Source organism: Acinetobacter sp. D009, assembly GCF_038562025.1.
Classification (GTDB): Bacteria; Pseudomonadota; Gammaproteobacteria; order Pseudomonadales; family Moraxellaceae; genus Acinetobacter; species Acinetobacter pittii.
In genome coordinates this window covers 3307005-3326503 of the sequence record NZ_CP151886.1, presented here as the reverse complement: position 1 = coordinate 3326503, position 19499 = coordinate 3307005, and the positions used below count along the sequence as shown (strand labels likewise).

Annotated in this window: 16 protein-coding genes; 5 read left to right on the top strand and 11 right to left on the bottom strand. The window is 39.5% G+C overall.

The window, feature by feature from the left end; genetic code table 11:
* Position 1 precedes the first annotated feature (1 nt).
* Entirely contained in the window at positions 2 to 220 is a 219-nt protein-coding gene (locus AAC388_RS15860) for a Sec-independent protein translocase subunit TatA (protein ID WP_002114991.1), read from the bottom strand.
* A gap of 252 nt (positions 221 to 472) precedes the next feature.
* Here AAC388_RS15860 and AAC388_RS15855 point away from each other — a divergent pair, with 252 nt between their 5' ends.
* Entirely contained in the window at positions 473 to 1348 is an 876-nt protein-coding gene (locus tag AAC388_RS15855) for a permease (protein WP_342370912.1), read from the top strand.
* A gap of 194 nt (positions 1349 to 1542) precedes the next feature.
* On the opposite strand, the gene rdgB is transcribed toward AAC388_RS15855, so the two are convergent.
* The 7 genes from rdgB to AAC388_RS15820 all read right to left on the bottom strand — a co-directional run bounded on the left by rdgB (position 1543) and on the right by AAC388_RS15820 (position 10003).
* Positions 1543 to 2169, bottom strand: coding sequence for an RdgB/HAM1 family non-canonical purine NTP pyrophosphatase (gene rdgB, locus AAC388_RS15850; protein ID WP_342370911.1), 627 nt, complete (start codon positions 2167 to 2169; stop codon positions 1543 to 1545).
* Between the two features lie 175 nt (positions 2170 to 2344).
* Complete coding sequence (locus AAC388_RS15845) at positions 2345 to 2932, bottom strand: tetratricopeptide repeat protein (RefSeq protein ID WP_017385717.1); 588 nt, start codon at positions 2930 to 2932, stop codon at positions 2345 to 2347.
* Complete coding sequence (gene metW / locus AAC388_RS15840; protein ID WP_001217230.1) at positions 2929 to 3522, bottom strand: methionine biosynthesis protein MetW; 594 nt, start codon at positions 3520 to 3522, stop codon at positions 2929 to 2931. The genes AAC388_RS15845 and metW overlap by 4 nt, the downstream gene beginning before the upstream one ends.
* A complete protein-coding gene (locus AAC388_RS15835; protein ID WP_002114709.1) occupies positions 3522 to 4682 on the bottom strand; it encodes a homoserine O-acetyltransferase in 1161 nt (386 codons plus the stop codon). Before AAC388_RS15835 ends, metW begins: the two co-directional genes overlap by 1 nt.
* A gap of 83 nt (positions 4683 to 4765) precedes the next feature.
* Entirely contained in the window at positions 4766 to 6463 is a 1698-nt protein-coding gene (leuA, locus tag AAC388_RS15830) for a 2-isopropylmalate synthase (protein ID WP_005066113.1), read from the bottom strand.
* A 461-nt stretch (positions 6464 to 6924) separates the two neighbouring features.
* Complete coding sequence (locus tag AAC388_RS15825) at positions 6925 to 7608, bottom strand: Fe2+-dependent dioxygenase (protein WP_202724490.1); 684 nt, start codon at positions 7606 to 7608, stop codon at positions 6925 to 6927.
* Between the two features lie 106 nt (positions 7609 to 7714).
* Positions 7715 to 10003: a TonB-dependent siderophore receptor gene (locus AAC388_RS15820; RefSeq protein ID WP_342370910.1), complete on the bottom strand. Its 2289-nt coding sequence runs from the start codon at positions 10001 to 10003 to the stop codon at positions 7715 to 7717.
* 414 nt (positions 10004 to 10417) lie between these two features.
* Here AAC388_RS15820 and tig point away from each other — a divergent pair, with 414 nt between their 5' ends.
* The 4 genes from tig (at position 10418) to AAC388_RS15800 (ending at position 14839) form a co-directional block, all read left to right on the top strand.
* Positions 10418 to 11752, top strand: a complete 1335-nt coding sequence (tig, locus tag AAC388_RS15815) for a trigger factor (protein ID WP_002114878.1) — start codon at positions 10418 to 10420, stop codon at positions 11750 to 11752.
* Between the two features lie 193 nt (positions 11753 to 11945).
* Positions 11946 to 12551 (top strand): ATP-dependent Clp endopeptidase proteolytic subunit ClpP, encoded by a 606-nt coding sequence (clpP, locus tag AAC388_RS15810; RefSeq protein WP_002114870.1) that lies wholly within the window; start codon positions 11946 to 11948, stop codon positions 12549 to 12551.
* A 105-nt stretch (positions 12552 to 12656) separates the two neighbouring features.
* Positions 12657 to 13970, top strand: a complete 1314-nt coding sequence (gene clpX / locus AAC388_RS15805) for an ATP-dependent Clp protease ATP-binding subunit ClpX (protein WP_002114726.1) — start codon at positions 12657 to 12659, stop codon at positions 13968 to 13970.
* 152 nt (positions 13971 to 14122) lie between these two features.
* Positions 14123 to 14839 carry a DUF2846 domain-containing protein gene (locus tag AAC388_RS15800; protein ID WP_064785531.1) on the top strand — a complete coding sequence of 239 codons (717 nt, stop codon included), beginning with the start codon at positions 14123 to 14125 and terminating at the stop codon, positions 14837 to 14839.
* Between the two features lie 24 nt (positions 14840 to 14863).
* On the opposite strand, the gene AAC388_RS15795 is transcribed toward AAC388_RS15800, so the two are convergent.
* The 3 genes from AAC388_RS15795 to pta all read right to left on the bottom strand — a co-directional run bounded on the left by AAC388_RS15795 (position 14864) and on the right by pta (position 19462).
* On the bottom strand, positions 14864 to 15418 hold the full coding sequence (locus AAC388_RS15795; protein WP_002114716.1) for a DUF2059 domain-containing protein: 555 nt from the start codon (positions 15416 to 15418) through the stop codon (positions 14864 to 14866).
* Between the two features lie 143 nt (positions 15419 to 15561).
* Positions 15562 to 17088, bottom strand: a complete 1527-nt coding sequence (locus tag AAC388_RS15790; RefSeq protein ID WP_342370909.1) for a fumarate hydratase — start codon at positions 17086 to 17088, stop codon at positions 15562 to 15564.
* Positions 17089 to 17317: 229 nt separating this feature from the next.
* Positions 17318 to 19462 (bottom strand): phosphate acetyltransferase, encoded by a 2145-nt coding sequence (gene pta / locus AAC388_RS15785; RefSeq protein ID WP_342370908.1) that lies wholly within the window; start codon positions 19460 to 19462, stop codon positions 17318 to 17320.
* Positions 19463 to 19499: the final 37 nt, after the last annotated feature.

Here is a 19499-nt window from a genome sequence, read left to right as displayed (position 1 = left end):
TTTAGCTTTTTACTGATGTGCTGTCAGGTGTTTTGACTTGGGCATCAATTGTACGTGGAGTATTAAGAGCAGTAGTCTCATCTTCTTCACGAACTGATTTTTTAAAGTCTTTTACTGCACCGCCTACGTCTTTACCGATATTTTTTAATTTCGACGTACCGAATAATAAAATAACGACAATTGCAAAAATAACGACATGCCAAATAGATAAACCGGCCATGATCTTATACCTCTTTTCAGTTTGCTTTATATCAACAGGTTGCCATGACAGGAATGTGACATTTATATGTCATTTTTAAGACAATGAATGGCTGCCAAAATCTAAAAAGTTAATTTTATAAACAGCATATCTCCTTTTTTTATTTATACATAGTTTGAAAAGAGTCACTTAAATTACTTGAAATGGAGAGTACATTTCATTTTGAAAAGGTGTAGCATAGCAAGCTGGTTTTGATGAGCAAGAGGAGAGAGTGTGGCGCTACTACTGCCTGTATTGGCATTTATCACAGGGCTTCTACTTGCTCAGATTTCCATTGCAGAAACTATAAAACCTATTCTCTCAGCTTGGCTTGCACGACTCCTGATTCCGATTGTGATTATTTACAACATGGTATTTTATCAGCCAGGTAGTTTGAGTTTGATGCTGTTTAGCTTCGGTTCAGCATTTCTTATTTTCTTTGCCTATTTAGCTCTATTTAAAGACAGATTGTTAGCGCTATGCGTGAGTTATACCAACATGGGGTGGCTTGGTTTTCCCTTTGCCATGGCTTTATTTGGCCCTGATGCTACGGCTCCTATTGTGGCCTTATATATTGGTATGTCTCTTTTTGGAAATGCATGGGCTGTTACGGCAGTCACCACTACACCACAAAGTAAACTCAACATATTAAAAAAGGTTTTAACTTCTCCACCGTGTATTTCAATATTTTGTGCACTTTTACTTAGGTCGTTAGGTGCTCAACATATCGAGCATCCTGCTATACATTGGGTATATGAAGTTGCCAAGTTTGTCATGACTTTTGCTGGTATGTGTGTGCTGGGAATGTGGCTACGCCGTACTCGAGTACATTTAAAAGACTTAATTTATAGTATGAAAGCTCAAGCATTTAAAGTAGTGTGCGGATTTATTCTCTGTGGCTTAACTTATAGATTTTTACCCATTCCTAATATCAGCCAGCAAATTGGAGTGATGTTTTTAATGTTCTGCCTGCCACCAGCAGCCAATATTGTAGCGCTAGAAACACATTATCAAGGGACGGGTAGATCTGCGGCTTACATTGCTTCGGGGACGATTGTGAGTTGTGTGTGTATTGCGATTTATGCTGTGTTTTTACACTTGTTCGATTAATCTTTATTTAATTCTAAGTTTCCTAAACTTGCTTGTGCGAAGGCGGCATGGATATCGCCAGTTAGACTGTGGCACAAGGATGTGCCATCAGTCTAACAAAAGATTTTTGCTTACTTTTCATCTTTGAAAAGTAAGATTTGCCTATACAAAGTTTAATATGTTTTAACGCTGCATATTGTGGCCATGTGATCAGCTTACTTCTGCAAGCTCTCTCTAAATAACTGCATCGCTTGTCCACGATGGCTAATCTTGTTTTTGTCTTCTTTAGACAATTCAGCGCTAGAAACTTGTAGCTCAGGCAACCAGAACAGTGGGTCATAACCAAAGCCATTTTCGCCACGTGGCGCTTCTAAAATTTCGCCGTGCCAGATACCTTGGAAAATTTGTGGTAATGGATCTTCCGCATGAGTGACTAAAGCAAGTACGCACACAAACATACCTTCAATCGCTTCACCATTTTTACGAAATTGCAAAAGGTCATTTAATAATTTTGCATTGTTAGCTGCATCGTCACCATGTTCTCCAGCATAGCGTGCTGAGTAAATACCAGGTGCGCCGCCTAAGACTGGTACACAAATACCAGAGTCGTCAGCCATAGCAGGTTTACCTGAAATTTTAGAAGCATGACGCGCTTTAATAATAGCATTTTCAATAAAGCTTAAACCATCTTCAATGGCATCAGGAATATTAAGGCGACCTTGAGGAATAATTTCTACTGGTAACTTAAGCTGTTCAAAAAGTTTTTCAAACTCTGCGACTTTACCTTTGTTATTGCTGGCAAGAACTAAACTGCCCTGATCAAACCAATGTGGGGTAGACATAATAAAACCAAACTTTATAGCTAATATCGAACAGCAGTTATGTTACGTGTTTTTTGGAAGGGGATATAGAGGAAAACAAATAGAATATAAAATGGGATAACCTAAACTAAAGCCACCTTGTAGAGCATACAAGGTGGCTTTAGTCGAGTAAGGTTTTTTTACGGATGAACCGTTATTATTGTGCTTGAATCCATTTGTCCGCACGGTCACGAGCTGTACGGATTTGTTCTTGAGTTAAGTTCGCTGCTAGAGCAGTTTTCTTACCTTCAGATAGGCTAATCACTTTATTGTCGAGCATGCCATCACGAGTTGAAAGCTCATACCATTGGTAAGCACCAACGTAGTTTTTCTTTTGCTCTTCCATCATCGCAAGGTTATAGCTTGCACGATTATCACCATTGCTTGCTGCTTTTTCAAAGTATTTACGAGCCATAGACTCATCTTTTTTAACACCAATACCGTCCGCATACATGCGGCCTACGTTTAATTGTGCTGGTGATAAACCTTGATCGGCTGCTGCTTTAAACCATGCGAAAGCTTGTTTCTCGTCTTTTGCTACATCTTTACCATATTGGTAGTGTGTACCAAGGTAAAACTGTGCGCCTGCTTGACCAGCTTTTGCTGCTTTCTGAAGATCGTTAATCCCCATTGTTGAAAAGCGTGCGGCTTGACTCGCAACCGATTGTGGCTGGGCGATATAATCTGCATGAGCCTGCATACTTAGCAGTCCTGCAAATAGTGTGCTAAATAATGTCTTTTTCATAGTGCACTCACTCGATAAATAGCGACTTCACCAAACAAATTTGGAACATGTTTGCTTAACAGGCTTCCCTGCTGATTTCCATTGACGGCGAGTCGATTAATAATTTGTATCTGATTTTCAGCACATAGTGCTTCGAAATCTTTAAATGTACATAAATGAATGTTGGGGGTGTTATACCACATATATGGTAGAGCATCCGATACAGGCATCATTCCTTTTAATGCAAGAAAAGAGCGAGTCTTCCAATGTGCAAAGTTTGGAAAAGTAATAATTGCCTGTTTACCCACACGCACCATGTCTCTTAATAAAACATCGGGTGCATCTACGGCTTGCAAAGCTTGTGCCATAACCACATAGTCAAAGGACTGGTCTGCAAAGCGGCTTAAGCCGAGATTCAAATCTTGTTGAATAATATTTAACCCGCGACTGACGGCAATTGCAATCTTTTCTTGATCAATTTCTAAACCATAAGCACGAATTTGATGCTTTTGGCTCATATGAGCGAGTAATTCACCGTCACCACACCCTAAATCGAGTACGCTTGAGCCGGGTTTAATCCACTTTTCTGCCAGTTGTTGATCAATACGCATTAGCTTGCCTCCAGTGACGTCGATTTCAAGTGTTCTTCACCGCCTAAGAAAGCGCGCATGGTTTTGACATACAGTGGAATCGGGAATAAGAAGGAGTCATGACCTTGTTCAGCATCAATGTCGAGATAACTTACAGGCTTATGATTGGTAATAAGCGCATCTACAATTTCTTGTGAGCGACTTGGTGCAAAACGCCAGTCAGTTGTAAATGAGACAATCAAGAACTGACATTTAGTTTTGCCCATTGCTTCAGTTAAAGAATGGCCGTATTCACGAGATGGGTCAAAGTAATCTAAAGCTTTAGTCATGATCAGATAGGTATTGGCATCAAAGTTACGGCTGAACTGTTCACCTTGATAACGTAGATAGCTTTCGACCTGAAACTCGACATCAAAACCGTACATAAATTTGCCAGATTTTAAATCACGGCCAAATTTTTGTTTCATGGCTTCTTCTGAAAGATAGGTGATATGACCTACCATGCGAGCCAGAATTAGTCCGCGTTTCGGATAACTATCATTTTCTAAATAACGGCCATGATGGAAGTCTGGATCAGACAAGATTGACTGACGAGCAACCTCATTAAATGCAATATTTTGTGCTGAAAGCTTTGGTGCACTGGCAATAATCACACATTTTTGTAGGCGGTCAGGGTAGTCTACGGACCATTGTAGTGCTTGCATGCCTCCTAATGATCCACCGACCACTGCATACCAGACATCTACACCCAAACGGTCAGAAAGCATGGCCTGAGTTTTAACCCAGTCACGTACCGTTACTAATGGAAAATCAGGTCCATAAGGACGGTTATCGTTTTCAGGATTTGGTGAGGTCGGGCCAGTTGAGCCATTACAACCACCAATATTATTGAGCGAAACTACAAAAAACTTATTTGTATCGATTGCCTTACCCGGGCCAATACAACTATCCCACCATCCAGCTTTTTTATCATCTTCGTGGTGATAACCCGCTGCATGATGATGTCCGGAAAGAGCATGACAGATTAAAATTGCATTTGATTTATCAGCATTTAAAGTGCCGTAAGTTTCGACCATTAGTTCAAAACGTGGCAAAACACGATCACATTCAAGGTGTAATGGTTCTTCAAATTGGAACTTTTGCGGAGTGACTAACCCCACTGAATCAGCTGGAAAAGACACGGGAACATTTCGCCTTTTAAATCTTTCAGGAATAAAAAGAAAGGATACCAAGCTAGGTATCCTTTCCAAAGTCTTTTTTTTAATTAAACAGCGGCGGCAACAACCTGATCTGTACTTAAAACACCTTGATCAATCAAACGGTTGGTACACGCAATAATTGCTTCAATGGACGAGGTGACTGTATTGTCATGAACACCAGCACCAAATGAGCCTTTACCAGTACCTTTTACTTGAAGTTCAATTAAGGTTAAGGCTTTCGCATTTGCACCTGAACTAATACTACGTTCTTCATAGTTCAATACGTCAATTGGTAATTGAAGTGCATTTAAGAATGCAGAAATTGGTCCATTACCTTCACCACGAAGCTGTTGTGTTTCACCTTCGACATCAATATCAAGTTCGATAATTTGAGTGCCGTTAATATCAGATAACTTGTAGTGTTTGACTGTGTAATGATGATTCTTCACATCAACATACGCATCTTTAAATAAGGTCCAGATTTCTTTAGCGTTAATTTCTGTACCGTTCTCATCAGCATATTGTTGAACAACTTGGCTGAATTCGATTTGTAAGCGACGCGGCAATACAACGTTATAGTTTGATTCTAATAAATAAGCGATACCACCTTTACCAGACTGACTATTTACACGAATTACAGCATCGTAGTCACGGCCCAAATCTTTCGGGTCGATTGGTAAGTAAGGCATATCCCAGATTTCTTCGTTTTTCTGGTACTCGAAGCCTTTTTTAATCGCATCTTGATGTGAACCAGAGAATGCAGTAAATACCAAGTCACCTGCATATGGATGACGTGGGTGTACCGGTAAGCCAGTACATTCTTCAACCGTTGCAATCACTTCATTAATATTAGAAAAATCTAACTCTGGTGCTACACCTTGGGTATACATGTTCAATGCAATTGCTGCAACGTCAACGTTACCTGTACGTTCACCATTACCGAACACACAGCCTTCAACACGGTCAGCACCCGCCATAATGGCAAGTTCTGATGCAGCAATACCACAGCCGCGGTCATTGTGGCAGTGAACAGAAATGATTACGCCATCACGACGCGCCAAATTACGATGCATCCATTCAATTTGGTCTGCATAAACATTTGGTGTGGAAACTTCTACAGTCGCAGGCAAGTTTAAAATAACTTTATGATCTGGACGTGCATCCCAGATTTCTGTGACGGCATCACAGACATCTTTAGCGACTTCTAATTCAGTTGCAGAGAAACATTCTGGACTGTATTGGAAAATCCAGTCAGTTTGAGGATATTGAGCCGCATACTCTTTAACTTTTTGAGCAGCATTGATTGCTAATTGTTTTGCGCCATCAACATCTACATTCAACACCTTTTGACGGAAGGTTGGAGAGTTCGAGTTATAAATATGTACAATCGCTCGTTTAGCGCCTGCCAAAGATTCAAAAGTACGTTCAATTAAATGGTCACGTGCTTGAACCAAAACTTCAATGTATACGTCATCAGGAATATGATTTTCTTCGATCAACATGCGAGTAAAATCGAAGTCAATTTGAGATGCAGAAGGGAAACCGATTTCAATATGCTTAAAACCAATTTTCACAAGCATTTTGAACATTTTGAATTTTTGTTCCATGTTCATTGGTTCAAAAATTGCTTGGTTACCGTCACGTAAATCCGTACTCATCCAGATTGGCGCTTTTGTAATTTCGTTATTTGGCCATTGGCGATCTGGTAAATCCACACGCTGGTACATACGGCGGTATTTTTTGCTAGGGTCAGCCAACATCATGAGAAAACTCCTTGTCTCGTAGCGCGGTTGCTCTGGATATATTTAAAAGGCAACGTCTCTACTTAATATATGGTATCTAATTCAGAAAAATTAAAGGGAATTTCAAAGTGCTGCTTTAAAAAGCAGACAAAATTTTTATACGCGCGCTTGGCGCAGTATCAGGAGTTGCAGATGATGTCTTGCTTGAGTAGGCTGGGCAAACAAGTAATTCGTTTTCATCTCTAGACCGTAGAATAATAAGTTTGATGGTTTGCTGGGGGTAATCTTGATATTTAGATATATCACATCTAAACAATGATTACACCTTGTGCAAAATTCTTATCATAATTTTAGTTAAATAGTTTAGAAAATAATTTTCTAATTTTGCGCTATTTTATTTTTTATGGAAAATTATTTTCATATTCTTGCCTTTTTAAGGAAAAAAAGTTTGTTAAGAATTAAAAAGGCAAAAATAAATATAGTTACAGTTCTGACCACATACGAATTAAATTATGATAAATATTGGTGAGCTTCATGACTTCTGAATAGTTATCGCCGTGTGCTTTACGTAGTTCTCGAATGCTCTCATCAAGATTAAATAAAAGGTGGCGTTTACTATCGTCACGGACCAAACTTTGTACCCAGAAAAAAGAAGCGAAACGAGTACCTGAGGTAATGCTACTGACTTCGTGCAGACTAGTAGACGGGTAGAGCACGACATCACCTGCTGGTAATTTAACTTCGTGATAACCATAAGTGTCTTCAATCACTAGGTCACCACCTTCATATTCATCGGGTTCACTTAAAAATAATGTACAAGATAAATCAGTGCGGAGCTGCTCAGAAGTTCCACGGATAAGGCGAATTGAGTTGTCTACATGGAAACCGAAGCTTTCATGTTCATCATAACGATTAAAAAGCGGTGGAATAATTTTGTGGGGTAGGGCAGCAGCCTGAAACACTGGATTTTGCCAAATTGCTTTGATGACAAGATCACTTAAATGATGAGTAAGCGGGTCTTGTTCTGAGAGTTGCTGATTTCTTTTCACCGAAGCAGACAAGGTGCCGGCAGTCACTTTCCCACCTACCCAATTGGCGTCTTGCATGAGCTTACGAAACTCGGCAACTTGCTCTTTGCTTAAAACATTGGGGATATGATGAATCACGGCAAACACCCTTTAAATAGATACTTCATTTGTAAAAATAGCCTCATGACGAGGCTATTTTATATGAACTTCAATTAATTCCATAAATAAATTATGGCATTTAACATTAGTACTTAAAGTTAATCGCTAAGACAGCATTACGACCATTGCCTTCAAATGCGTAGTGAGCTGCATGTGCACTTGTGAAATAACGCTTATCAGAAATATTATTAATATTAAGCTGTAAGTTTACGTTCTTGTTCACGTCGTATTTAGCCATAGCATTGTAAATGGTATAAGTTGGCAAATATTTAGGTGCGGTTGTGTTTACAAAGACTTGATCACGATATTCAACACCAGCGCCTAAAGTCAATTGAGGCATTACTCTGTAAGTAGACCAAAGTGTAGCACTGTTTTTCGCTACAAATGGTAATGGTTTACCTTCTTGAGCAACCGCATTATATGCAGCTTCTGTGATTTCGCTATCTAAATAGCTATAGCCTGTAGAAACATCCCATTTGTCGGTAATTTTCCCGTTCAAACTAATTTCAAATCCATCAACTTTACTTTTACCAGCATTGGCTGTCGTGTTCGGATCAATTTGGATACGTGTATTTTGCTTTTCAGTACGGAAAACTGCTGCTGTTAAATTAGCACGGTTATTAAACAGATCCCATTTAGTTCCTAACTCGAAAGTACGAGCTTCTTCTGGTTTTAGATCATTTGCACTCGCACTTGCAGCGCCTGAGTCGCTAATAGAATCTGAACCTGTGTCACCTTCAGCAAGCACACCTACTGGGTTTGCTGACGTAGCATAGCTTAAATAAATACTACCATCTTCTGTTGGTTTAAAAACTAAACCAGCTTGGTAAGAGAAGTAATCTGTATCGCTTTCTAATTTATCACCAGCTTTGTGAGGAGTACGTCCACTTACGTCCTTATTATATTTTTTCTCAGTTTCAAACTTATCCCAACGAACACCTACATTAAGTAACCATTGTGGATTAAATTCAATACTATCTAAAGCATATACGCCTACATTATGACTACGAGTGGTCGATTGTGCTGTGATAGATCCACGCTTATCTGTGAAGGCACCATTTCCAGGATTATTTAAACTCGTACACCAGCCATTTGCCACAGCAGCAGCTGAAGTACAGTTTTGAATATTGCTGTCTAAAATGGTCGATGTGGTTTCACCAGCAGCATTAGTAAAAGTATGTACACCCTGATCAGTTTCTTGGAAGCTCCACTCGGTACCAACATTAAAAGAATGCTTTAGGCTACCTGTGTTGAATTTACCTCTTAAAGAAAGCTGATCGCTATAAGCATCGCTATCTAAGATACGGCTTAACGCACGGCGAGCGATTGTGCCTCTGTAAATATTACCCTTAGAGTCATCAGCATTCGTATAAACATAATCAGATTTAGATTTGTTGTAGGTTGCTATATTAGACAAGGTAAGATTTTCATTAAAATCATGTTCCAACTTAAACGTACCAATGTGGTTTTCGCGTTTGTCGAAATCACGCGCTTTCCAGCCATAGTAGGTTCCAGCTTTTACATCAACGGGCTTGCCGTCACCAGGAGTTACAATAACTCCAACAGGAGGTTTCGTTGGGTTTGCGTTGTTAAATGGAATACCTGCATCAGGTTCATCGTTACTACGTAAATAGTAGTAGCTTAGTGTTCCACGAGTTGCCGTATCTAAACCAAATGCAAGACTTGAGGCAATACCGGCACGGGCATATTCTGCACCGTTACTTTGACCAGCTTTTTCATTTTCGTGACCCATAATAACAACACGACCAGCAACTCCGTTGCCAAAGTCTTTGTTGGCATCAAGTTGTATATGACGATAGTTGTCAGTACCACCTTGAACGCTACCTTGGTAAACGTCACCTTCATGAGCTACTTTAGGGATTAAGTTAATGCTTCCACCTACGCTACCGCCACCACCAAGGGCAGAAGAAGAGCCTTTAATAACTTCAACTTGTTCAATGGCAAACATGTCGCGGTTTTGGGAAGTCGTATTACGAACGCCATCGACATAGATAGAAGATTGACCGCTATAACCACGAATGTAAGGCATATCTGTAAACGGTGTGCCGCCTTCACCAGCACCTAATGTAATACCAGGTTCATAGCGTAATGCTTCGAGTAGGGTATTAGAGTTTGTATCTTTAATTAATTTTTGAGAAAGAATAGAGACTGATTTTGGTGTGTCTTTGAGAGGAGCTACGAATTTAGAGTTTGCAGACTGATCTACTTTTAAAGATTCTTCTTGAGTCGCTTTAGTATGAATTGTTGGTAATTGGGAAACTGCTTCTTGCGCCATGGCTGTTGTTGCAATCATTGATAGCGATGAAGCTATTGCAGAAGAAACAATTTTTTTACGTGTTCTAATCAAAGACATAACTTCAGGACTCTAAAACTAAAAGGTTATGCGAATAATAATAATTCTTATTTATATGTACAGTTTGTGTTAATTGGATTTGCCAATTGAATTATGAAGAGAAAATGAATAATCGAATGGTAAATTGTACTTTTATATGGCTAATCTACTGATTATTAGTAATTGTTTATTAAAGCGATTAAATTCAAAGTTTAATTGTAATTTTAGATTTATAAAGAATAACTAAAAAATTAGTTTTACTTAAGTACTTATGAAAAATATTTAAAGAATCATAAAATTACTGTGAAATTTACTAGAATAATGTCCTTCACTTACATGAAGTGATCGGTTAATTTTGTATATCTTGAAAGTTGTCATATAATACAGCACTTTTTTAAAAACTGTTCCTACTAACTAATTTTTATCGAGGAAGCCATGCAAGTAACGACTGAAGCGGTTTCGGGCGTTGCCCGTCGTTTAAATGTGTCTGTACCGACGAGCCGTATTAACGAGCAATTTGAAGCTCGTTTGAAGCGCACTGCCAAAACTGTGAAGATCAACGGCTTCCGTCCAGGTAAAGTACCTGAAAACGTTGTTCGTCGCGAATACGGTGCAAGCATTTATCAAGAAGTTGTAAATGACATCATTCGTGATAGCGTTTTTGAAGCAATTCAACAAGAAAAAATCAATGCGGTAGGTATGCCGAACATTGAGAAAGTTGAACATAAAGAAGACGCTTTAGTTTTTGAAGCAACTGTAGAAGTTTATCCAGAAGTTGAAGTAAAAGCATTTGACGGCTTAGAAGTTGAACGTAAATCAGCTGAAATTAAAGACGCTGACGTTGACGCTATGATCGAAAACTTGCAAAAACAACGTCAAACTTGGGCTGTAACCAAGGGTATGGCGAAAAAAGACATGCAAGTGACTTTTGACTTTGAAGGCACTATCGATGGTGAGAAGTTTGAAGGCGGTTCTGCTGAAGACTTTAAACTTGTGTTAGGTTCAGGTCGTATGATTCCTGGCTTTGAAGACGGCATCATTGGTATGAAAGCTGGTGAAGAGAAAGTAATTGATGTTACTTTCCCAGAAGACTACCAAGCTGAAAACTTGGCTGGTAAAGCAGCTCAGTTCAAAATCACTGTGAAGCAAGTTGAAAAATCAAAACTTCCAGAAATTGATGCTGAATTCTTGAAAATCTTCGGTGTAACTGAAGAAGAAGGCGTTGAGAAATTAAAAGCTGACGTTCGTAAGAATATGGAACGTGAAGTTCGCAATGGTTTACGTAACCAAGTTAAACAAGCTGCTTTTGATGCACTTGTTGCTGCGAACGAAGTTGAAGTTCCAACTGCAATGGTTGCGCAAGAAATTGACCGCCAACGTCAACAAATGGTTCAACAGTTCACTCAACAATTTGGTGGTGCAGGCGCGCAATCTTTTGACAAGAGCATGCTTCCTGACGAATTGTTCAAAGAACAAGCAGAGCGTTCTGTTAAGCTTGGCGTATTGGTAAGCAAAGTTTTAGCTGATGCTAAACTTGAAGTTGACCAAGCTCGCGTTGATGCTTACATTGACGACATGGCTTCTTCTTACGAAGATCCAACTGAAGTGATTGAATACTTCAAAAATGATGCTCAACAACGTGCTCAAATCGAAGCAGTTGTATTAGAAGATCAAGTTGTTGATCACATCTTAGCTGGTGCTAAAGTGACTGACAAAGCTGTATCTTATGATGACTTATTGAAAGAACAACAAGCTCGCCGTATGGGCTAATCTTTTAAGAAGTCAGAAAAAGGCGCCTGAGGCGCCTTTTTTGTTTTTCTTTATGTGATCAATTAGAGTGCGGCATTAAGTACTTAGGTATAAATAATATAATATTTCAGTGCGAACCTTTTGCAATTTGAGAAATTATCCCGCATATTGTTGCCATAGGTTAAGTCACAAAAAATTTAGGAATAAATAACGTATGTATGTTCCAACAATTGAAAATGCTTTAGTTCCTGTTGTGGTTGAACAATCTTCTCGCGGCGAACGTTCTTTTGATATTTATTCACGACTTTTACGTGAGCGCGTCATTTTTTTGACAGGTGAAGTTGAAGATAACATGGCAAATCTGATTGTTGCCCAAATGTTGTTTTTAGAAGCTGAAAATCCTGATAAAGATATCCACCTTTATATCAACTCTCCAGGTGGATCTGTGACAGCGGGCATGGCTATTTATGACACGATGCAGTTTATTAAGCCTGATGTCGTGACATATTGTATGGGTCAAGCTGCTTCAATGGGTGCATTCTTATTAAATGCGGGTGCTAAAGGCAAACGCTATTGTTTAGAAAATGCCCGTGTCATGATTCATCAACCATTGGGTGGTTTCCGTGGTCAAGCATCGGATATTGAAATCCATGCGCGTGAAATTCTCTTTATTAAAGAACGTTTGAACCGCTTAATGGCAGAGCACAGTGGTCAAGACTATGAAACCGTTGCTCGTGATACTGACCGTGATAACTTTATGACAGCCCAAGCTGCTAAAGAATATGGTCTGGTTGATCAGGTGTTAAGTAAGCGTCCATAAGGACCTTCTTATATAAATAACTTGAGATGTTGAAAAAGATCTCCATTTAGTTATTTATGCAGTGCATCTTGCCCTAATATTTAAGATTCTATTTGTGGAGTGAATATGTCCGAACATCCTCAAGGACAAAAACATTGTTCATTTTGCGGTAAAACGCAGTCTGAAGTCGGGAAACTGATTGCGGGTGAGGACGCATATATTTGTAATGAATGTGTGGATGTCTGCTTAGACCTTGTACAAACCAGCCAACAGGTTGAAGCAGGTGACTGGGCGAGCAAGGCATTGCCAAAACCACATGAAATACGTGCTGCGCTTGATCAATATGTTATTGGTCAAGATCTTGCCAAAAAGACACTCTCTGTTGCGGTTTATAACCATTATAAACGCTTGAAAGTTGGTCATAATGGCCATGTGTCTAAAGAAGTAGAAATTGCTAAAAGTAATATCTTACTGATTGGACCTACTGGCTCAGGTAAAACTTTACTTGCGCAAACATTAGCTCGCCTTTTAGATGTTCCATTTGCGATGGCAGATGCAACAACATTAACCGAAGCTGGTTATGTGGGAGAGGATGTTGAAAATATTGTGCAAAAGCTTTTGCAAAAAGCAGACTACGATGTAGAGAAGGCTCAGAAGGGCATTATCTACATCGACGAGATTGATAAGATTACTCGTAAATCTGAAAATCCATCAATTACGCGTGATGTGTCTGGTGAAGGTGTACAACAAGCATTATTAAAAATGATTGAAGGTACAGTTGCTTCGATTCCGCCTCAAGGTGGTCGTAAGCATCCACAGCAAGAGTTTATCCAAATTGACACCTCAAATATCTTATTTATTTGTGGTGGTGCATTTTCTGGTTTGGAAAAAATTGTACAACAGCGTCAAGAGAAAGGCGGTATTGGTTTTACAGCTGACGTTAAAAACAAAGATGAAACCAAAAAGCTGGCTGAATTGTTCCGTCAGGTTGAGCCAACTGACTTAGTGAAATTTGGTTTAATTCCAGAATTCATTGGTCGTTTACCAGTGATTGCTACACTTGAAGAGCTAGACGAAGAAGCTTTAATGCAAATTTTGACTGAGCCAAAAAATGCATTAACACGCCAGTATCAATATCTTTTCACTATGGAAAATGTTGATCTGATCTTTGAAGACTCTGCATTACGTGCTGTTGCTAAAAAAGCTCTTGAACGTAATACGGGTGCGCGTGGTCTACGTTCTATTATGGAAAACGTACTGCTTGAAACTATGTATGATTTACCAAGTCGTACAGATGTTGGAACAGTCATTATTAATGAAGCAGTCATTAATGGTGAAGCAGAACCTGTTTATCAGGCTGAACGTCAACCTAAAGAAGCTGCAACGCATGAAAGTGTTGCTAAGGCAGATTTAAAGGTTATTGATTCGAAGTCTGCATAGATTTCATTCATCTAAAAAGCATGAATCGCGTTAGTGATTCATGCTTTTTTTGTTTTCAATTTATATGGGTAGTGTTAATCTTAAAAATACAAAATACGCATAGTTTTGCGGTGTAAAAAATAAATCAAAAACAAAACGCTTTGAGGGATGCCATGCGTTATTTAATCGTATCTTTGTGCTGTGCCGGACTATTTGTGGGCTGTCAAAGTTCATCTCATTTAGAAAAAAATCCGAGTGAATTGACTGCGACTCTACCTAAAGTTGATGTTGAAAAAGAACCAGGTTTATTAGATCAATATCATTTAGGCGGTTTTACTGTGGGAGGGTGGGTCAACCAAAAATTGGGTCAGACTTTTGCTCCAATCAAACCACAAAATGAACAGGCTGCTGTAGTTTATCTATATCGACCGGACACAAAATGGAATCGTCAGGAAATTGCAGCGATTAATCTCTTTGTGAATGGTAAGCGTATTCCGAGTCTATTACATAATCATTATTACTGGATTGAGTTGCCAGCAGGAACGTATCGCCTTTCTGCGAGTCGCCCTTTACTTGGAATCCATTTTCAAGAACCAAAATATATTGATATCACTGTTGAGACTGGAACGTCTTATTATTTGAAATATGATGAAGAAAATAAAATGGACCGAAGTGAACATACTGGTCCATTTATGTTAATGCAAGACAATATTGGACGTAGAGAGATAGCATTTACCGAGCTTAAATCTTCTAGCTACAACTTTGTGGCTGAAGATGCTTCAGGAAAGATCCGTCATAAACCACAAGAATTAAAGCCAGCGAAATATGATGAAAAATCAGATGTACATCTGATTAAACCATTTAAATTATGGAATCCTTTAACTTGGTAATGAGCTGCAAAAGATAAAGAAAAGTTAAGACTTTTCTTTATCTTTCATCAACGGTGCAAGAATTTTAAGCATCTCTTCTTGCATATGATCTCGTGCTTTAGGGTCATTAAATGTTTGCTGTCCCAACTCCATCATATATTCTGAAATTTGTCCCATAATCTGTACGTTCTTGCGCGTAATTGATTGGCCTTCTGGGGTTTTTAAAAATTTCAGATTAGCCTGAATTTCCTCTTCAGTATAAGTCTTAAGATAAATATCTTGTAAGGCTTGAGCTGTTTTGGGGTTGCTAATCAGCTGATTGCTCGAATCTTTTAGGAGAGAACCTAACTTCTTCGCGGCCTCTTTTTCTTTTGGACCTAAAGTTTTGATACCCGTGATATTACTAACGATCTGTTCTGCCTGTTGATCATAGTAAGGCGTTAATTCATTAATTGATTCTTTAAGCAAATAATCAATTTGACTCATTTGCATGAGTTCTTTAACTGAACTTAATTTGGCAGGAGAGGCAAATAAGCTTGTGGTAATACAGCTTAGGCAGAGGCTGATTGAGAGATTTTTAAGAATAGGGCGAATAGTCATGAAATGACCTATATTCAATATTTGGCGAGAGGGTGCTTTCATTAATAGCACAGATTGACGAAGTAATTGTTACAATTCTTTTCAGATTTTAAAATAAAAAAAGAATGTATAAAAAAAAGCACCGAATTCGGTGCTTTTCTTGATTAGCCAGCTGCTGCATCGACTACTGGAATTTTTCCAATTTTCGCTTGCCAGATTTTTGGAGCTACTGCGTGAATTGAAGTACCGTTTACATCAACTGCAACAGAAACTGGCATATCTTCAACTACGAATTTGTAGATTGCTTCCATACCTAAGTCTGCAAACGCAACAACTTCAGCTTCACGAACAGCTTTAGATACGAGGTAAGCCGCACCACCAACTGCCATTAAGTAAGTTGCTTTGTTGTCTTTGATTGCTTCAATTGCTGTAGGACCACGATCAGCTTTACCGATCATACCGAATAAGCCAGTATGTTCTAATACTTTACGTGTGAATTTATCCATACGTGTTGCAGTTGTTGGGCCAGCAGGACCAACGACTTCATCACCCACTGGATCAACAGGGCCAACGTAGTAAATAAATTTACCTTTAAGATCAACTGGTAATTCTTCACCATTGTCGATCATTTCAACCATACGTTTGTGCGCAGCATCACGACCTGTGTACATTGTTCCGCTAAGAAGTAATGTGTCACCTGGTTTCCAAGAGTCCATTTCTTCTTGAGTAATGATATCAAGGTTTACGCGTTTAGACTGTGAAGAGTCCCAAGTTACAGATGGGTAGTCTTCAAGTTTTGGTGCTTGAATATGAGCGACACCTGTACCATCAAGCTGGAAGTGAGCATGACGAGTCGCAGCACAGTTAGGAATCATACCTACTGGTTTACCAGCAGCATGACATGGGTAATCTTTAATTTTAATATCAAGAACAGTCGTTAAACCGCCTAGGCCTTGAGCACCAATACCAAGTGCGTTTACTTTTTCAAAGATTTCGATACGAAGTTCTTCGATTTTGTTTTCTGGTCCACGGCGAAGTAATTCGTCCATGTTGATTTCTTCCATGAGCGCTTCTTTAGCAAGCATCATGGCTTTTTCAGCAGTACCACCAATACCAATACCGAGCATACCCGGAGGACACCAGCCTGCACCCATTGTTGGAACGGTTTTAAGTACCCAGTCAACAATCGAGTCAGATGGGTTAAGCATCGCAAGTTTAGATTTGTTTTCTGAACCGCCACCTTTAGCAGCAACAGTAATATCTACTTTATTACCCGGAACGAGTTTGTAGTGAATTACAGCAGGGGTATTATCTTTTGTATTTTTACGACCAAATGCAGGGTCAGCAAGTACAGATGCACGAAGAACGTTACTGTTTTCAAGGTAACCTTGGCGAACACCTTCATTTACTGCATCGTCTAAGCTCATCGTTAAATCAAATTTAACATCTAAGCCCACTTCAAGGAAAACGTTAACAATACCAGTATCTTGGCAAATTGGACGATGACCTTCCGCACACATGCGAGAGTTAATTAGAATCTGTGCAATTGCATCCTTTGCGGCTTTGTTTTCTTCGCGATCATAAGCACGGCTCATCGCTTGGATAAAGTCTTGCGGGTGATAGTACGAAATAAACTGTAGGGCGTCCTTGATCGATGTAATCAAGTCATCTTGTTTGATAATCGTTGTCATACCAGAAAATCTCTTGAGCGGGCTGTTAGCTAGCGGGCTAAATTATATGACAAAAAGACAGTGTTGTGGGAGATTGGTTGATCTTTTGACCGAAAGTCGCATAAGAACATATTGATGTGATTTAAAAGAGACAGATCGGAAAATTATTTATTTTTGAATGATTAAAATAAAAAAAAGCCATTTGAGCGGACATCAAATGGCGAGAGGTAGTAAAGGTTAATTATATTAATTATTTGGCGGTGGCTTGCTGTTCTGCCTGAATTGCCGTTAACGCAATTGTAAAGACGATGTCATCTACCAATGCGCCACGAGACAAGTCATTGACTGGTTTGTTGAGGCCTTGCAGCATTGGACCTACACTGACTACATTTGCAGCACGTTGTACCGCCTTATAAGTTGTGTTGCCTGTATTTAAGTCTGGGAAAATAAATACATTTGCGCGGCCAGCAACGCGTGAGTCTGGTGCCTTTTGACGTCCTACGCTTTCAACTGAAGCTGCATCGTATTGAAGTGGACCATCAATCAGTAAGTCCGGACGACGTTGTTGAGCAATTTGAGTTGCTTGCTGTACTTTTTCAACATCAGCGCCTGTTCCCGAAGTACCAGTTGAGTAGCTGATCATGGCAATACGCGGGTCAATTCCAAAAGCTTTCGCTGAGTCAGCAGACTGAATTGCAATTTCAGCAAGTTGCTCTGCTGTCGGGTCTGGGTTAATTGCACAGTCGCCATATACATAAACTTCATCTGGTAAAAGCATAAAGAATATAGATGAAACTAGTGAATATTCAGGTGCTGTTTTGATGAGTTGGAATGCTGGGCGAACCGTATTTGCAGTGGTGTGTACCGCACCAGAAACTAAGCCATCGACTTGATCTAAGGCTAACATCATGGTGCCAAGCACTACGGTATCTTGAAGCTGTTCTTTCGCTTGAAGCTCGTTGAGTTTACCTTTACGTAGCTCAACCATTGGTGCAACGTATTGGTTACGAATACTATCAGGGTCGACAATTGCCAATTCAGCAGGTAATTCAATACCGCGTGCTTTTGCAACATCGTGCACAGCATCTGGTTTAGCTAACAAAATACAGTCAGCAATACCACGTGCCTGACAAATTGCCGCAGCTTGAATGGTGCGCGGTTCATCACCTTCAGGTAGCACAATCCGTTTTTTAGCTGCAATTGATTTTTGCACTAATTCATGACGGAAAGCCGATGGCGACAGGCGAGGGGTTGCGGCATTGTTGCTGTGCTGCTTAAGCCATTCAACATCAATATGACTTGAAACAAATCGAGTCACTTGCTCAGCACGTTCAGTGTCATCGGTTGGAATTTCATTACCAAAATTAGATAAACGCTGAGCAGTTTCAAGTGTGTTTAAACGGGTATGTAAAATCGGCAAACCTTGTTTAATTGCACTTTGGCAAAACTCTAAAAGTTCTGGTGCTGGTGCTTCTCTTTCCGTAAGTACCAAACCTGCTAGAGGTATACCGTTGCTGGTTGCTAAGCTACTTGCAAGTAAAACGTCGGTACGCTCAGATGCGCTAATAATTAATTCGCCTGCAATGAATTTATTCAGTTCATATTCAATGCTTGAAGCAATTAAACTCGAATGCAAAATACGACGTGTTTTAGCTTCACCTTGATGTAGCCATTGCCCCTCAATAACGCTGGCAATATCAAGTGTTCTTGGTACGCTCAGTGTATTACTAAACGGAACTAAACCAATAATCGGTAAATCACTAGAGCCGAAATAACGATTATATTTTTGCAGTTCGGTCGTAAATTTCGCGATTTCTTCAGTTGGTCGTAACGATGGATCAAATGCAACAGGAATTTGTGCTGTTTCTTCGGTTAATCCACGGGTACGCATAAACAGAACACCAGCAGTACGATTTGATGTTGCACCGCCAAACTGACGTAAATGAGCATCTACTTTTTCTGCTGCTTTTTTCGGGTTTTGAATATCTGCTGTGCTGACCAGCACGACTTCTGCATCAAGTGCTTGTGCAAGACTTGCGTTGAGCTCACTGGCAAAATGGTCTTGTCCGTTTGGTAATAAGCCTTCCACAATAATGACATCATGGTCTGCTGCAACACTACGATGAAGGCTAACAGCTTCTTCAAGTAATTCATCTACTTCTCCAGCGGCAATAAGCTGAGTTAATTTTTCATGCGAAATAGATTGAACGGTTTTACTTTGAAATAAATGACCAAATAATGAAGTGGTTCGGTCAAGATGCTCTTGGTCTTCTTGAGAAAATGGTTTTAAAAAGCCAGCTTTAATCCCGTTGCAATCAAGTGCGTAAATCATACCTAAGCAGGCAGAGGTTAGGCCAACCCCTTCGCCTGTAGGAATCAATAAAATTGTATTCATATAAACCTATAAATAAACGAATATCGAGTTTTCGCTA

Excerpts from the sequence above, each read along its gene's own strand:
- AAC388_RS15860 (WP_002114991.1), bottom strand. The coding sequence starts at position 220 with ATGGCCGGTTTATCTATTTGGCATGTCGTTATTTTTGCAATTGTCGTT.
- rdgB (WP_342370911.1), bottom strand. The coding sequence starts at position 2,169 with ATGTCTACCCCACATTGGTTTGATCAGGGCAGTTTAGTTCTTGCCAGC.
- AAC388_RS15845 (WP_017385717.1), bottom strand. The coding sequence starts at position 2,932 with ATGAAAAAGACATTATTTAGCACACTATTTGCAGGACTGCTAAGTATG.
- metW (WP_001217230.1), bottom strand. The coding sequence starts at position 3,522 with ATGCGTATTGATCAACAACTGGCAGAAAAGTGGATTAAACCCGGCTCA.
- leuA (WP_005066113.1), bottom strand. The coding sequence starts at position 6,463 with ATGATGTTGGCTGACCCTAGCAAAAAATACCGCCGTATGTACCAGCGT.
- AAC388_RS15820 (WP_342370910.1), bottom strand. The coding sequence starts at position 10,003 with ATGTCTTTGATTAGAACACGTAAAAAAATTGTTTCTTCTGCAATAGCT.
- tig (WP_002114878.1), top strand. The coding sequence starts at position 10,418 with ATGCAAGTAACGACTGAAGCGGTTTCGGGCGTTGCCCGTCGTTTAAAT.
- clpP (WP_002114870.1), top strand. The coding sequence starts at position 11,946 with ATGTATGTTCCAACAATTGAAAATGCTTTAGTTCCTGTTGTGGTTGAA.
- clpX (WP_002114726.1), top strand. The coding sequence starts at position 12,657 with ATGTCCGAACATCCTCAAGGACAAAAACATTGTTCATTTTGCGGTAAA.
- AAC388_RS15800 (WP_064785531.1), top strand. The coding sequence starts at position 14,123 with ATGCGTTATTTAATCGTATCTTTGTGCTGTGCCGGACTATTTGTGGGC.
- AAC388_RS15795 (WP_002114716.1), bottom strand. The coding sequence starts at position 15,418 with ATGACTATTCGCCCTATTCTTAAAAATCTCTCAATCAGCCTCTGCCTA.
- AAC388_RS15790 (WP_342370909.1), bottom strand. The coding sequence starts at position 17,088 with ATGACAACGATTATCAAACAAGATGACTTGATTACATCGATCAAGGAC.
- pta (WP_342370908.1), bottom strand. The coding sequence starts at position 19,462 with ATGAATACAATTTTATTGATTCCTACAGGCGAAGGGGTTGGCCTAACC.